At 66.2% G+C, this 13,567-nt stretch carries 13 protein-coding genes; 9 read left to right on the top strand and 4 right to left on the bottom strand.

The window, feature by feature from the left end; translation table 11 throughout:
* Window positions 1-39 precede the first annotated feature (39 nt).
* Window positions 40-1,011: a DMT family transporter gene (locus OG405_RS25260; protein WP_327148903.1), complete on the top strand. Its 972-nt coding sequence runs from the start codon at window positions 40-42 to the stop codon at window positions 1,009-1,011.
* Between the two features lie 53 nt (window positions 1,012-1,064).
* Here the strand turns inward: OG405_RS25260 and OG405_RS25255 are convergent, their stop codons facing one another.
* From OG405_RS25255 to OG405_RS25240, 4 genes are all read right to left on the bottom strand, one after another.
* On the bottom strand, window positions 1,065-3,344 hold the full coding sequence (locus tag OG405_RS25255) for a heavy metal translocating P-type ATPase (RefSeq protein ID WP_327148902.1): 2,280 nt from the start codon (window positions 3,342-3,344) through the stop codon (window positions 1,065-1,067).
* 22 nt (window positions 3,345-3,366) lie between these two features.
* Window positions 3,367-4,293, bottom strand: coding sequence for a hypothetical protein (locus OG405_RS25250; RefSeq protein WP_327148901.1), 927 nt, complete (start codon window positions 4,291-4,293; stop codon window positions 3,367-3,369).
* A 509-nt stretch (window positions 4,294-4,802) separates the two neighbouring features.
* Complete coding sequence (locus tag OG405_RS25245) at window positions 4,803-5,543, bottom strand: lysophospholipid acyltransferase family protein (protein ID WP_327148900.1); 741 nt, start codon at window positions 5,541-5,543, stop codon at window positions 4,803-4,805.
* Between the two features lie 91 nt (window positions 5,544-5,634).
* A complete protein-coding gene (locus OG405_RS25240; RefSeq protein WP_327148899.1) occupies window positions 5,635-6,405 on the bottom strand; it encodes a lysophospholipid acyltransferase family protein in 771 nt (256 codons plus the stop codon).
* Between the two features lie 140 nt (window positions 6,406-6,545).
* On the opposite strand from OG405_RS25240, the gene OG405_RS25235 reads away from it, so the two are divergent.
* The 8 genes from OG405_RS25235 to hemC all read left to right on the top strand — a co-directional run bounded on the left by OG405_RS25235 (window position 6,546) and on the right by hemC (window position 13,368).
* Window positions 6,546-7,478, top strand: coding sequence for a hypothetical protein (locus OG405_RS25235; protein ID WP_327148898.1), 933 nt, complete (start codon window positions 6,546-6,548; stop codon window positions 7,476-7,478).
* 44 nt (window positions 7,479-7,522) lie between these two features.
* On the top strand, window positions 7,523-9,100 hold the full coding sequence (locus OG405_RS25230) for a Rieske 2Fe-2S domain-containing protein (RefSeq protein ID WP_327148897.1): 1,578 nt from the start codon (window positions 7,523-7,525) through the stop codon (window positions 9,098-9,100).
* A gap of 312 nt (window positions 9,101-9,412) precedes the next feature.
* The gene (locus OG405_RS25225; RefSeq protein WP_327148896.1) at window positions 9,413-9,991 is read left to right on the top strand and encodes a DUF3558 domain-containing protein; all 579 of its coding nucleotides are present in this window, start codon (window positions 9,413-9,415) and stop codon (window positions 9,989-9,991) included.
* 37 nt (window positions 9,992-10,028) lie between these two features.
* Entirely contained in the window at window positions 10,029-10,502 is a 474-nt protein-coding gene (locus tag OG405_RS25220; protein ID WP_327148895.1) for a hypothetical protein, read from the top strand.
* A 439-nt stretch (window positions 10,503-10,941) separates the two neighbouring features.
* Entirely contained in the window at window positions 10,942-11,748 is an 807-nt protein-coding gene (locus OG405_RS25215) for a helix-turn-helix domain-containing protein (RefSeq protein ID WP_327148894.1), read from the top strand.
* Window positions 11,745-11,936: a DUF397 domain-containing protein gene (locus OG405_RS25210; protein ID WP_327148893.1), complete on the top strand. Its 192-nt coding sequence runs from the start codon at window positions 11,745-11,747 to the stop codon at window positions 11,934-11,936. The genes OG405_RS25215 and OG405_RS25210 overlap by 4 nt, the downstream gene beginning before the upstream one ends.
* A gap of 180 nt (window positions 11,937-12,116) precedes the next feature.
* Window positions 12,117-12,371: a Txe/YoeB family addiction module toxin gene (locus OG405_RS25205; RefSeq protein WP_327148892.1), complete on the top strand. Its 255-nt coding sequence runs from the start codon at window positions 12,117-12,119 to the stop codon at window positions 12,369-12,371.
* A 70-nt stretch (window positions 12,372-12,441) separates the two neighbouring features.
* Complete coding sequence (gene hemC, locus OG405_RS25200) at window positions 12,442-13,368, top strand: hydroxymethylbilane synthase (RefSeq protein ID WP_327148891.1); 927 nt, start codon at window positions 12,442-12,444, stop codon at window positions 13,366-13,368.
* Window positions 13,369-13,567 lie beyond the last annotated feature (199 nt).

Here is a 13,567-nt window from a genome sequence, read left to right as displayed (position 1 = left end):
GCCGACCGGGAGAAGCGCCTCCATCGGTAGGGTTCGGGCATGGTTGCGCGGCGTTCGGGTCTGGGTTTCGGGCTGTTGATCGGAGCCGGGGTCGCTGTCCAGGGCCGCATCAACGGTGAGCTGGGTGTGCGCCTGGCGGACGGTATCGCCGCGGCGGTGGTGAGTTTCGGTAGCGGCTTCCTGGTGCTGGCGGTGGCGGTGCTGTTCAGTTCCCGGCTCCGCGCGGGCCTGCGGGAAGTCCGCGGATCGCTCGCCGCGGGTGAACTCCGGCCATGGCAGATGCTCGGCGGGCTGTTCGGTGCCCTGTTCGTGGCGAGCCAATCGTTGACCGTGGCCGCGCTGGGAGTCACCGCGTTCACCGTCGCGGCGGTTTCCGGCCAGCTGCTGAGCAGTCTGCTCGTGGACCGTCTCGGAGTCGGACCGGCCGGCCGCACTCCGGTCACCGCGGCGCGGCTCGGTGGGGCGGTGCTGGCGGTCGCCGCGGTACTGCTGGCCGGGTCGGGTGGCGCGGGGCCGGTATCGCTACGGACTTCTTCCTGGTTGGCGGATGTCCCGGGACCGGTGCTGCTGGCACTGCCCGCGGCGGCCGGGATCGGGCTCGCCTGGCAGCAGGCGTGGAACGGCCGGATCGGTGCGACCGGTAGCCCGTTCGCGGCCACGGTGATCAACTTCGCGGTCGGGCTGGTGGGGTTGCTGGTCGTGCAAGCGCTGGTGGTGGTTCGGGTCGGGCTGCCGGCCGAACTTCCGCGCGAACCGTGGCTGTATCTCGGTGGTGCGATCGGCGTGCTGTTCATCGCCGCCGGGGTGCTGGTGGTGCGGTGGGTGGGGGTCCTGCTGATGGGGTTGAGCACGGTGGCGGGTCAGCTGATGTGTTCGCTGGTCCTGGACTGGGCGCTGCCCACCGGCGCGGAACTGTCCGCGGTGAAACTGCTCGGTTGTGTGCTGACCCTGACCGCAGTCGTGGTCGCCGCCCGGGCCCCCGCTCCGAGCAAACAGGGACAGGTCGATTGAACTATCGCGCCGGGCTCCGGATATCCGGAGCCCGGCGCGATCCCGGTATGCGATCAGTGCGTCGGACGGAAGCTCCGCAGCCGCAGACTGTTGCTGACCACGAATACCGAGGAGAACGCCATGGCGGCGCCGGCCAGCATCGGATTGAGCAGACCTGCCATTGCCAGGGGGATCATCGCGACGTTGTATCCGAAGGCCCAGAAGAGGTTGCCCTTGATCGTTCCGAGGGTGCGGCGGGCGAGCCGGATGGCATCGGGCGCGGCTGTGAGATCGCCCCGGACCAGGGTGAGATCGGCGGCCTCGATGGCGATATCGGTACCGGTGCCGATGGCCAGACCCAGATCGGCGCGCGCGAGCGCGGCGGCATCGTTCACGCCGTCACCGACCATGGCGACGCGTTTGCCCTCCCGCTGGAGGCGTTCGATCACCGCGACCTTGTCCTGCGGCAGCACCTCCGCGATCACCTCGTCGATCCCGACCTGCTCGGCGATGGCAGCCGCCGCTGTGGCGTTGTCGCCGGTGAGCATGATCGGAGTCAGGCCCAGGGCACGCAGCCGGGAGATCGCTTCGGCGGAGGTCGGTTTCACCGTATCGGCGACCACCAGCACCCCGCGGGCGCGGCCGTCCCAGCCGACCGCCACCGCGGTGCGGCCCAGGCTCTCGGCCGCGCCCATCGCCTCCCTCAGCGATTCGTCCAGGTGCAGCGCGTAATCGGCGAGGAGCCCGGGGCGACCGACGATCACCGCGTGGCCGTCCACGACACCTTCCACGCCGAGTCCGGCACTGTTGCGGAAGCTCTCGACCGATGACAGGCCGGTGGTCCGCTCCCGGGCGCCTTCGGCGATGGCCCGGGCGATCGGGTGCTCCGAGGAGTCCTCCAGCGAACCGGCCAGCCGTAGCACCTCGTCGGTGTTCTCGCCGGCCGCGGCCACCACGTCGAGCAGGGACATCCGACCGGTGGTCACGGTGCCGGTCTTGTCCAGCACGACCGTATCCACCTGCCGGGTGGATTCCAGCACCTCCGGCCCCTTGATGAGGATGCCGAGCTGGGCGCCGCGCCCGGTGCCGACCATCAGCGCGGTCGGAGTTGCCAGACCCAGCGCGCACGGGCACGCGATGATGAGAACGGCCACCGCTGCTGTGAACGCGGCTGCCACCGAACCGCCGGTGCCGAGCCAGAATCCGAGGGTAGCGACCGCGAGCGCGATGACGATCGGCACGAAAACCCCGGAGATCCGGTCGGCCAGCCGCTGGGCCTGCGCCTTCCCGGTCTGCGCGTCCTCGACCAGTTTCGCCATCTGCGCGAGCTGGGTATCCGAGCCGACCCGGGTGGCGCGCACGGTGATCCGGCCGCCGACGTTCACCGTGGCGCCGGTGACCGCATCGTCGAGCCCGACCTCCATCGGGACGGATTCACCGGTCAGCATCGAGACGTCGACCGCCGACGCGCCGTCCACGACCACGCCGTCCGTCGCGATCTTCTCACCCGGCCGCACCACGAAGCGATCGCCGACGGACAGCTCGTCGACCGGTATCCGTTGTTCGGTCCACTCGTCCTGCCCGGTCCGCCGCAGTACCGAGACCTCTTTGGCACCGAGTTCGAGCAGCGCCCGCAGGGCAGCGCCCGCCCGCCGCTTGGACCGTGCCTCGAAATACCGGCCGGCCAGGATGAAGGTGGTGACTCCCGCCGCGGCCTCCAGATAGATGCTGCCGGCGCCGTCCATCCGGGTGATCGTGAACTCGAAGGGATGCGTCATGCCGGGAGTACCGGCGGTACCCCAGAACAGTGCGTAGATCGACCAGCCGAACGCGGCCAGGGTGCCCAGCGAGACCAAGGTATCCATGGTGGCGGTGGCGTGGCGCAGATTCGTCCAGGCCGCCCGGTGGAACGGAAGCGCCCCCCACACCACCACCGGTGCGGCGAGGGTCAGCGACAGCCACTGCCAGTTGGTGAACTGCGAGGCGGGGACCATCGCAATGGCGATCACCGGCACGGTCAGCACCAGCGAGACCAGCAGCCGGGTGCGCAGCAGGTCGGCGGGGTCGGCCGGTTCGGTGGTGTCGGGTGCCGTGGCGGGCGGCTTCGGCAAGCTCGCGGTGTAACCGGTCTGCTCGACCACGGCGACCAGATCAGCCGGAGCGAGGGTGTCCGGATAGTGCACCCGGGCCTTCTCGGTGGCGTAGTTGACTGTCGCGGTCACACCGTCGAGCCGATTGAGTTTCTTCTCGATGCGATTGGCGCAGGACGCGCAGGTCATTCCGCCGATCGCCAGCTCGACCTGTGCGGTCGCGGTATCGGCTCGCGCGGCATCCGCCGCAGTCTGTGTGCTCATCGTTGGCTCCGTCGGCCTGGGGTCAGTGCCCATGGCCGTGTCCGGTGGGTTCGGGGGCGATCTGTGTGCCGGCCGGTTCGCCGACGGTCTCCGTGACGGGCACGGTGAACTCGGCTCGGTGCACGGCCCCGCCGTGCCGGAACTCGAAGTACAGCCGGTAGTCGCCCGTACTCGGCGCCGTCACCGCGAAGGTTACGCCCGGGCCGGCCGCAGTGCTCCCGTCATCCGGGTGACCGGCCGGATGGACGTGCAGATAGCCGAGATCGGCGGCACGCAACGCCACGAGATGACCGTACGCCCCCAGGTAGGGCTGCAGATCCGTGACCGGCTTCCCGTCGCGCGTCACCGTGAATGTCACGTCGGTGGCGCGTGCGGGGGCGACCCCGCCTTTCATATCCACGGTGTAGCCGTCCACCGTGACGGTGGTGTTCGGGGCCGGTATCGGTCGCGGGGTGTACTGCCCGGCGACCCGCAGGTCGGCGCCGAGGGTGAACGGTTGCCCGTCGGCGGTGACGAAATCGGCGAAGACCCGGTGGTCACCGGCTCGGGTGAGATCGACCGGCGTACTCCAGGTGCCGTCCGGCCCGAGCGTCGGGTGCAGATGCTGGTATCCGGCGGTATCGCGGCGCACCAGGATCAGATGCAGGTCCTTCTCGTGGTTCGGGGTGTAATGCGTCACCGCGCGGCCGCTGCTGTCCTCGATTCGAAACCGCAGAGTGCCCTGGCGGGTGGCGTCGGTGATCGGGTCGGCCAGGACCAGCGTATATCCGCCCTCACTGCTGGTCAGTCCGCCCGGGCCGCCGGTTTTCGCGGCAGGCTCGCCGTCCGTGGCGTCATGGGTATCCGGTTCGCTGCCGGTGGTTCCGACGAGGGCGCCGACGCCCAGCGTGACCCCGAACAGCGCGACGAGGCCGAGTGCGAACCCCGTGAACTTGGTCGGCGTATTCATTCGATGCTCCGTTTCCGTGGAGGCTCCGGCGGCTTCTCCGTCCGCCGCTCCTGTCGGTTACGGTACCCCCCTAGGGTATTTTGTCAACAGGGTGGCCGGGAGAAGATCCGGATCCGAGCAGAGCCAATCCGAGCCCACAACCCCGGCCGGACGCCAGGCCGGACGTGTACGCCCACCGAACCGGATTCCTCCGTGCGAGCAACCCCTCATACCGACCGAGCCCCCGATTCCCGACGCAACCCAGTGAGTCGAGTCTTACGAGACACCCAAAGGGTTGAGGCCGTCTCACCGTTCAGGCCTCGAAAGCGCATGCGCCGCAGGCGCGAGTCTCGAGGCCTGAACGGCGAGACTTCAGGGCCTCAACCCCCGCGCGCGCCAGCGCGCCGAAAACACAGCACCTTCACGAACAAGCCCACACTTCGCACCCTGGTGCCCTCGGCCGCCCGGGTCGACACGGTGCAGCTGCCGTCAGATGTGAGCCGCTGCCCCCGGCCCGTGTCGACGCCTTTTCAGGGCCGCTCGACCCGCCGCCGCGCGTACTCCTCGGCTTCCAGCACCGCGGCCTGTTCGAGCGTGGGCGCACTACCACCCAACCGAGCCGGGACCCAGGGCTGACCGGCGTCCATCGGGTAGTCCGCCTGCGCACCCGCTAGGAGTTGGCTCATGCGTTCACGCAGCGCGGTCGTTACTTCGTCGGCCGAGCCGGTGGCCTCCAGCGGCTCACCGATGTGGATATGAACCGGGAAATTGTGGCGGCCCAATTGCTTCGGGAAACCCTTGGTCCAGATGCGATGGGCACCCCAGATGGCGAGTGGCACGATCGGGGTCCCCGACTCCAGCGCCATCCGGGCCGCACCCGATTTGAATTCCTTCAGTTCGAAGCTGCGGCTGATGGTGGCCTCCGGGTAGACCACGACCAGTTCGCCCGCGCGTAGGGATTCGACGGCCCGGCCGAACGATTCCGCGCCCGCGGTCCGGTCGACCCCGATCGCCTTGCAGTGTTTCATCAGGAAACCCACGATGCCGTGGTCGAGTTCGGCTTTCATCATGTACCGCACGTTGCGGCCGGACCGGCGTCCCACGACACCGACTTCCATGAAATCGAGGTAGGAGGTGTGGTTCACCGCCAGGACCGCGCCGCCGGTGCGCGGGATGTTTTCCTGGCCGCGAATATCGATGCGCACGCCCTGTGCGAAGAACACCGTGTGCACCAGCCCGGCCAGGACATCGAAAACCGGTTCCCGCGCCATCGCAACTCCTGCTCACTACCTGCGGATATACCGCTCTTCGGTAACCTGCTCCGCCTGCGGTGGAGATGCGCTACACGCTGGTGGATATGCGCTACGCGTCGGTGTCGTCCCGGCCGGCGAGCTCGGCCCTTTTGCGGGCGGCTCGCTCCGCGGCCTCGGCGGCGTCCATCGCATCGGCTTCTTCCAGGGTAGGCGCACTGCCGCCGAGCCGGGCCGGAACCCAGTAGGCGCCGGGTTCGTGTGTGTAGCTCTGTTGGAGTCCGTGCAGCAGTTCCTGCATGGTCGTCTTCAGTTCGGCGGTGAGCTCGGCCGCAGGCTCATAGGGCCGGATCGGTTTTCCGACGGCGATGGAGATCGGGGTATCGGTGCGGCCCAGCCGTTTCGGATGGCCTTTCGTCCATACCCGTTGCGCACCCCAGATGGTGATCGGGATGATCGGTACGCCTGCCTCGATCGCCATCCGGGCGGCACCCGATTTCAGGTCCTTGATCTCGAAGCTGCGGCTGATGGTGGCCTCGGGGTAGACGCCGACCAGTTCGCCGCGCTGCAGATATTCCACGGCGGCCTGGTAAGAATCGGCACCGGCGGTCCGGTCCACCGGAATATGTTTGAGGGCTCGCATGATCGGCCCGGATATCTTGTTGTCGAAGACATCGCTCTTGGCCATGAACCGGATATACCGTTTGGGGGTGCGAACCGGCAGCCCCGCATAGGTGAAGTCCATGTATCCGGTGTGGTTGACCGCCAGCACGGCGCCACCGGAAGCGGGAATGTTCTCGTCGCCGGTGACGGTGAACTTCAGGCCCTCGAGGAAGAAGACGGTCCGGGCCAGCCCGATGATCGTCCGGTAGACGGGTTCCACAAGTCCGCTAGCGTAGTCGCTGCCATGATGACCGGCAGCGTCCGGCCCGCTCCGCGCGCCTCCGGCCCGCAGGATCCCGGGCCTGCGCGGTTCGGTCGGATATCGGTGTCTCGACCGAACTCGTATGTACCGCAGGAAAGGTGATCGTCGAAGTGGAACGCGCCCGCTCCGTACCGTTGTTCCGAACCGGCCTTGACACCGGGCGACGCGCTCGGGTTCGTGCTCTCGCCGTGGGGCTCGCCGTCTCCGGAGCGCTGCTGGGCACCGGATGTGATTCGGTGTCCGGGATCCCGGGCGACGATCCGGGTAGCACGCCGGCACAGACAGTCGAGGACAGCGTGATGAGTGGGGAGCGGGCCACGCCCGCGGGCGCGCCGCCGTCTGCCCCCGCACTGCCGCCGGTCCCCGCCGACGCGCCGCCTGTCGGCGCGGTGCCGGGAGTTCCCGTTGCCACTCCCGCGCTCCAGCGGTTCGCCGCGGATCTGCGTTCCGGGGATATGACGGTGCTGCAGAGCAGCTGCTGGACCATCCCGCCGCTCACTGTACAAACCATGTACGCCGATCCCGACGCGGTATTGAGTGCGCTGGCCCAGCCGGGCGCGGCGGCGGACGGCACGCTGACCTGGACCGACGGCGTCACCACGGTGACCGCCGATGAGCACGGCGTGGCAGCCGGGTATGCCTGCGGACGGGTGTGGGCCGCAGGGGCGGAACAGGTCTACGACGCCGCCGACGCCCGACACACCGTGCGTCGCTACCTGGCCCGCTCCATCGGAGCGCCGCTGGACCCCGCCGACGAAGAGGACCTGCACCCGCTCGTATGCGCGGCGAGCCCGGCGACCTGGGATCCGCAGGCCAGCGGCGCGCCGGTGGCCGCGCCGCTGGCGCAGAACCCCGGTACCCTCAACGGGATCACCGGGTTCACCGATCAACAGATCAGTTCACAGCCGCTGACGACCGGATATATGGCGGTGGCGGTGCCGGTGACGAATGCGTCGGGGATCACCGCGAACCGGACATTTCTACTCGAACAGGGTGATGACGGCTACTGCATCGGGGATATCTCGTCCTGACGCACTACCCTGGAGGGCCGTAAACGGTCAGGAGGAGCGAGCTCGTGCAGATCACCAGCGTCGGACATGCGGGATTTCATATCGGGACCGCAGCAGGTTCGATCCTATGCGATCCCTGGATGAACCCCGCGTACTTCGGATCCTGGTTCCCTTTCCCGGACAACACCCAGCTCGACTGGGAGGAACTGGGTAACTGCGATTTCCTGTACGTATCGCATCTGCACCGCGATCATTTCGACGCCGCGCATCTGGCCGAGTACGTCAACAAGGACGCCACCGTTCTGCTGCCCGACTATCCGGTTCCGGATCTGCGTCGTGAGCTGGAGAAACTCGGGTTCCACAAGTTTTTCGAGACCGAGGATTCGGTCAAGCACAAGATCAACGGATCCATGGGGAACGGCGGCGGCGATCCGGACGCCGAACTGGAGATCATGATCGTCGCGCTGCGCGCTCCCGCGGACGGCCCGATCGGTGATTCCGGGCTGATCGTTTCCGACGGTGAAACCACCTGTTTCAATATGAACGACGCGCGGCCGGTCGATATGGATGTGCTGCACGACGCATTCGGCAAGATCGATATCCATCTGCTGCAGTACTCGGGCGCGATCTGGTATCCGATGGTCTACGACATCCCGGCTCGTACGAAATCGAATTTCGGTAAACAGAAGCGGCAGCGCGGAATGGACCGGGCCCGCAGTTATATCGAACAGGTCGGCGCCACCTGGGTGGTCCCGTCCGCCGGTCCGCCGGTTTTCCTCGACGACGACCTGCGCTATCTGAACGACGACCATGGTGACGAGGGCAATATCTTCCCCGACCAGATGGTCTTCCTCGAGCAGATGCGTGAGCACGGTCACGACCGTGGCTTGCTGATGGTGCCGGGTTCGACGGCCGTTGTGCACGGTGACGAGCTCGAGCTCTCCCACCCCTACGATCCGGCGACGATCTGGAGCGATAAGGCCGCCTATATCGAGAAGATGGCCCAGCGGCTGGCGCCGGTGCTGGTCGCGGAGAAGAAGTCCTGGGCTCAGGCCGAGGGTGAACCGCTGCTCGAACCGCTGCGGAGCCTGTTCGAGCCGATCATGGCCCAGAGCGATCTGATCTGCGACGGGATCGGTTACCCGGTGGGCCTGGTCATCGGCGACGAAACCGTCGTCCTGGACTTCCCGAAGCGCGCCGTCCGTGCTCCGTTGGAGGGTGAGGGCAAGTACCGCTACGGGTTCCGGATCGCGCCGGAACTAGTACGCACGGTGCTCCGGGACCAGGAGCCGGACTGGGTCAATACGATCTTCCTGTCCACCCGGTTCCAGGCCTGGCGCATCGGTGGGTACAACGAGTACCTGTACACCTTCTTCAAATGCCTCACCGACGAACGGATCGCCTACGCCGACGGCTGGTTCTCCGAGGCACACGACGATTCGGCGTCGGTGGAGGTGGCCGGCTGGGAGATCCAGCGGCGCTGCCCGCACCTGAAGGCCGACCTGTCGAAATTCGGTGTGGTGGACGGCAACACGCTGACCTGCAATCTGCACGGTTGGCAGTGGGATCTGGAGTCGGGGCGCTGCAAGACCTCGAAGGGACACGAGCTCCGCTCCAGCCGGGTAGCCGCCCCGGCGGAGTAGCGCGGTGGCGGCGCGGGCGATCGACATCCGGCCCAGAATCAGCGACGACCTACCGGGTTGCGTGGCGGCCCTGCGTCGATATCCTCTCGACGGGACGCGTGACCAGGCCCACCACGACAAAACCCCGGCCGCGGCCGGATCCAGGTGGCCGCGGGGCACCGCGTCGTCGTACCGAATTCGCCTTCGGCGGACGGGCAACGACCGACGGTGTGGCAGGCAACGGTTGCGGCCCGGTCCGGCGCGTGGGTAGCGTCGTAGGTAATCGGTCCGCAGGGGGTGGAGACGCCGATCCCTTCCCTATCGGATCAATGGATGCCATCGGCGGTGGAGGACAGTTCGGTGGTATCGGTGAATCGGGTCCGATGGGGTGTACTCGCCTGTGGTGCGGTGCTGGCGTTGACCGGGTGTGAGTCCACCCCCGAAGGGTCGGCGGAGCCGGCCACACCGAGTGCGGCGGCGGAGGTGCCGGCCGGGTTCGACCCGTGTACCGATATCCCGCGAGACGTCTTGGAGTCGGAGGGTTTGGCCGGTTATTCGCGGCCGACCAGATCGGATATCTCCGGCGGGAAATGGAGGGGTTGCATGTTCGTGAAGACCGACGGTTACGCGGTCGACATTCAGACCGCGACCATCACCGTCGATATGGTGCGCGACAAGGGGTTTCCCGGGACGGTCGAGTTCACGATCGGTGACCGGCGGGCGATCACTTCACAGCGGCAGAAGACGGATACCGCGGCAGCCTGCAGCGTCACTGTCGAGATGAAGGGCGGCAGTCTGGAATTCGGGCTGTCCAACCCAGCATCCCGGCAGAAGACTGGGCATCTCGATTCCTGTGAACTGGCCCGCACGCTGGCTGGAAAGGTTGTGCCGGCGATTCCCGCTGGTGCTTGAACCGGTCCCGGAATGTACCAGTGCTCCAGGAGATGGCATGAGTGATGAGCCGGCGCCGCGACCGATGACCAACATGCTCGCCGCGGCGACCGATGGCCAGGTGGCAGTACAGATGACACCGGAAGATTTCATCTATCTCGATCGCGATTGCGATTACTTCAAGAACGCTATCCAGGATATTCAGCGTGTCGCGGAGGAAATCTCGGAACAGGATTACTGGGGCCTCGGTGAAGCCAACGACGAACTGTACTCGGCTCGGGCGATGGTGGGCCGCTACAAGGTGAAGGCCAAAGGCGCCCCTGACGGTAACGGGGTTTACGAGATCATGGAGCAGCACTACCGGATCGTCGAAGATATCCAGAACACATTCCGGATCATGCGGGATCAGATGATGCAGGCCGATAGCGACTGGGCCGCCGAGTTCACTGCCAAGAGCGAAACCCTGCCGCAGCGCCCACCTGTGGGTCCGGTCCTCGGTCCGTACCTGTTGCCCAACGGCGGCACACGCTGAGGTTCCTGCTCACCGGCGCTGAACGAAGTAGATGACCGGTCCGCAGTGATGGGTGGACCGTTCGACGCTGTTCGCGCGGGGTATTCAACGAAATGATTTGCATTGCAACACCTCTGAGTAGAACTGGGGTACTGTTGTCGCGCCCGGACCCGGTGGAGAGCTAGGGGTACCGGATGGGGAAGCGGGGGCTGGCGGCGGCAGCTTCTCCGTACCGGGCGCACACCAAGCACAGCATCGAGTCGTGGCGCCGTGCCAGGTGCGATCGAGAAATCATCCGAATCACCACGGTGTTTTTCATCCTGGGCTGTCGGCACAGTTCATGGATGAGGATGCCCGGTCCCCTTCGAACGGAGCTAGGCGAATGTCGGAGTGTGCTGGATCCACTCTTCCCCGGCGCCAACTCGGTAAACACCTGCGCAATGGGCGGGAGGCCTTGGGCTTGACGCTGGCCGATGTGGGTGCGTTGATGCAGTGGAGCATCAGTACCGTCCAACGGCTGGAGGTCGGCAAGACCGATCGTATCCGGGTGGCGGATGTGGAGGCGCTGTGCCGGATCTACGAGTTCAGTGCGGAATTCACCGACGTACTGAAGGGCCTGGCCCGTCAGGCGGCCGGACAGAGCTGGTGGCACGAGTACGGCGATCTCATCCCCGAACACTTCGATGTGTTTGTAGATCTGGAGTCGAGTGCTGGGCGGATCACCACGTATGAGCCCGAGATCGTGCCTGGAATCGTGCAGACACCGGCGTACGCAGGCGTCCTGATCCGTTCGGTGTATCCCGACGACTCGCCGGAAGAACATGAACGTCGGGTGCGGCTGCGTATTCGGCGGCAGGTGAAGGTCACGCGCAAAGCCCGGCCGGTCGTGGTCAGTATGGTGCTCCGAGAATCGGTTCTCCACGGCAAGGTGGGTGATCACCGGGTGGTGGCCGCTCAACTGCGCCGCCTCGCTGACCTCGCCGGCCTGCCGAATGTGTCGATCAATATTCTGCCGTTCTCTGCTGGTTTCCCGTTGGGGGCAGCTACGGGGCCATTCGTTCTTCTGGAACCGAAGGATCAAGAAGCGCGGCAAGCCAAGGAGCCTGCAGTGGTCTACGTCGAGAACTTCACGGGCGACCTGTTTTTGGAGAAGGAGTCTGCGGTCCAACGGTATGCTGAGGCCTATCGGATTCTCCTCGATGCAGCGCTCAGCGCAACTGAGAGCAAGGACCTGCTGAGGCGGGTTGCGAAAGGATACGCACCATGACCGTTGATCTGTCGAACGCGGACTGGTTCAAGAGCAGCCGCAGCGGGGGCGACAAGAACTGTGTCGAGGTTGCGTTCCTGACCGATGGTGCGGTCGGTATTCGTGATTCCAAGAATCCCGCCGGTCCGGCCCTTGTGGTCGATCCGGTGGCGTGGGATTCCTTCCTCGCTTCCGTCGCTCGGGCCTGAGTATCGACCACCCGCCCGGCCGTGGCCTGAGGAGGTCACCGACGAGTACAACTCTCTTCGCGAAACTCACTACTTGATGCGTTCCCCTGCCAACGCTGCACGTCTCGCCCAGGGCATCGCCCAACTCGAAACCGGTGATTCGGTCGAGGTGAACATGGAGAAGCTCGCCGAAGAGCTCGGATGAAAGTCACCTTCGCGAAGGTCGCGTTCGAGGACCTCGGTCACTGGATCTCCACCGATCGTAAAATGCCATTGCGGATCATGCGTCTGATCGACGATATCGACCGTGACCCGTTTGCAGGGCTGGGCAAGCCCGAGCCGTTGAAAGGCGATAAGTTCGGGTACTGGTCCCGCCGGATCAACGACGAACACCGCCTGGTCTATGCCATCTCCGGAGACAACATCCTGGTCGCTGCGGCCCGCTACCACTACTGACTCGGACAGAATCGAATCACCCACCACACCGCACCCGCGGGGTGGATTTCGGCGGCGGTAGAGTCGCGCCATGGCTTCGCGCATCATCCGGATCGCTACCCGCTCCAGCCCGATGGCAGTGGCTCAAGCTGAGCAGGTGGCCGCCGATATCGCCCGATCAGGGGTGGAAACCGAGCTGGTGAAAGTGACCTCCGCGGGGGACCGCTGGATGGGCGACCTCGCGAAACTCGGCGGTAAGGGGGCATTCGTCAAAGAAATCGATGACGCCCTGCTCAACGATGAGGCCGACCTGGCCGTGCACTGCTTGAAGGATATTCCCGGCGATATCCCGATCCCGGAAGGTATCGCCTTCGCCGGTTTCCCGAAGCGCGACGATGTGCGCGACGCGATCATCACCAAAGACGGCCGACCTCTCGCCGAACAGCCGCCGGGGACCGTGGTGGGGACCAGTTCGGTGCGGCGGGCCGCGCAGCTGCGCCTGCACTATCCAGAGTTGGTGATGAAACCGCTGCGCGGGAACATGAACACCCGGCTGCAGCGGCTGGAGGACGGGTACTGCGATGTGTTGATCGCCGCGGTCGCCGGAATGCATCGCATCAATCGGGTGGACCGGATCACCGAAATTCTGCCGCTCGAGGTCATGTGTCCGCCGATCGGCGCGGGTGTGCTCACCCTCGCCTGCCGCGCGGAGGACGACGAGGTCCGGGAACTCGCGGGCCGGCTCGACCATGCCGAAACCCGCCGAGTTGTCGATGCCGAACGCGCGATGCTGCACGCCCTGCAAGGCCACTGCAATTCACCGATCGCCGGAATCTGCGTGATCGAACCCACCGGCCGACTGTCGCTGCACGGCAAGGTTTTCGACCTCGAAGGCACTCGGTGGTTGGATTCGCAGCAGTGGGGTGTGCCGGAAGACCCGCAAGCCTTGGGTTTCTTCGTCGGCGCCGACCTGTTGCGCCAGGGTGCCCGCGCGATCATCGACTCGATACCGCACTGAAAGCTGCCGGAGATCCGGCGGTAGCAACGCGAAGGACGGCCCTCCCCGCCTGTCGCCCGATCCTGCACCGCGTCGTCACCCGCGTTCGTCATCCCGTCACCCCGGTCAGCACGGACTCTGGAACGGGAAGCACGGCTCCGGCGGAGCAGCCGGCTTCGCGGGCCCGACCGTCGAGGGCACCGCGGGTTCGGCCGCCGCG

The organism is Nocardia sp. NBC_01329 (assembly GCF_035956715.1).
Taxonomy (GTDB): domain Bacteria; phylum Actinomycetota; class Actinomycetes; order Mycobacteriales; family Mycobacteriaceae; genus Nocardia.
Note: the sequence above shows the minus strand (reverse complement) of the source record. Positions and strands in the feature narration are given on the sequence as shown.